This is a genomic window from cf. Phormidesmis sp. LEGE 11477 (genome assembly GCF_015207105.1).
Taxonomy (GTDB): Bacteria; Cyanobacteriota; Cyanobacteriia; order Phormidesmidales; family Phormidesmidaceae; genus Phormidesmis.
In genome coordinates this window covers 1-1339 of sequence record NZ_JADEXO010000273.1, presented here as the reverse complement: position 1 = coordinate 1339, position 1339 = coordinate 1, and the positions used below count along the sequence as shown (strand labels likewise).

The window sequence follows — 1339 nt, the reverse complement described above, 5'->3', positions numbered from 1 at the left end:
GGATGAAGGCGACTTCGTTGAGCTCGACGATCTAGATTTTTGGAGCAGCCATATCTGAATTCTCGGCTCAGCCACCAGCTCCTTCGGCTACTAGGATATCAGATTGGATTTTATTGCGAACTTGTAAGCGCTTCTTGGACGGAACCTCGGTTTCCGCTTCCCCCCTCCCCCCTTTCACCGCGTAAGTTTAGCGTTGGCGTCGTGCTTCCACACGCCGAGTAGTAAGGAGCTACGAGTTGAAGCTGAAGACTTTGACTTGAGCATTCAGTTCGGGAAAGCGGTTCTCGTCCGGCAAGAATGGCTGCGCGCGCGCGGCGATCTCGTACGATGCGTACATCCCTTCATACTCAGGGTTCGCCAAGTAGTTCTCAGCTTGCCGACGAACCAGCATGAAGAATGCGAGATCATCATCGACATGTTCGCAGATTGAGTTTCCGAGCCCGGTTAACATCGACATGTAGTAGACGAAGCGATGTTCGGTCATGCCTGCATCGTTCTCTGTAGCGTGCTTAGCGATCATCTCGTTGCGTTCAGCCAGTCTTGCGATTACGTCGTGAAACGTGCTCGTGCCTCGATGCAGGAAGTTCGTTAGAGCTGGCATCTGCCTTACGACCAACGATAGCTCATTGAAGTCAGGCGGCTCCAACATGCTGGGCGGGGGCGTAGTCTTGTAGAACGAGTGGAAACTCTCTGAGGCTTCTTTCATGCTTCTCAGGGCAGCCTCTCGCCCACGCGTATCGGCGTTATAGTAGTCGTTGACCAACGTCTCCATTCGTTGGCTTTCTTCTCGAAGATCGGCCACGATCTGCATTTTGATGCTAGCTAACGTCTCAATATTCAGGATCGCAGCCTGTAATGCCCTGAATAACGCATCATTCGCTGCAGCTTTGGCGACTTTTTGGCTTTCTGCCCGCTGTGTTCCAAGTTGGAACTGAAAGGCAAGCAAGCCCAGTGCGAAGGCTAATGTTGCACCAATGGTCGTTTGAAGAACGCCAAGCCAGAACACGTCCGCAGTCAAAACCGCCTCCATTGATTGTGGGCCTACGTTATCAGGCGATTACAATAGTTGCTCAATAGGCCTTGCCCTAGTGACGCTCTCCTAGCACCTCGTCTCAAGGCGTCACATACATGGGTATTGCATTTTGACGCTATATGCTTCATAGGGTCTAGTTCCTAATGAAGCCAAGGAGCGTCACACATGATACTGGGATATGCACGAACATCGACTGCAGACCAAGAAGCCGGTCTGGAAGCGCAGGAGCGCGATCTGAAGGCAGCAGGGGCCGAGAAGCTATTCGCTGAGAAGGCCTCGTCTGTGTCCAGCAGGAAGGCTCTGGAG

General features: G+C 52.6%; 2 protein-coding genes. One reads left to right on the top strand and one right to left on the bottom strand.

The features are described 5' to 3' along the window. Positions 1 to 229: 229 nt before the first annotated feature. The gene (locus IQ256_RS29260) at positions 230 to 1030 is read right to left on the bottom strand and encodes a hypothetical protein (RefSeq protein WP_193859188.1); all 801 of its coding nucleotides are present in this window, start codon (positions 1028 to 1030) and stop codon (positions 230 to 232) included. Between the two features lie 168 nt (positions 1031 to 1198). Here IQ256_RS29260 and IQ256_RS30620 point away from each other — a divergent pair. Continuing rightward, a partial coding sequence (locus tag IQ256_RS30620) for a recombinase family protein (protein ID WP_193859187.1) occupies positions 1199 to 1339 on the top strand: 141 nt, incomplete at its 3' end.

Excerpts from the sequence above, each read along its gene's own strand:
- IQ256_RS29260 (WP_193859188.1), bottom strand. The coding sequence starts at position 1,030 with ATGGAGGCGGTTTTGACTGCGGACGTGTTCTGGCTTGGCGTTCTTCAA.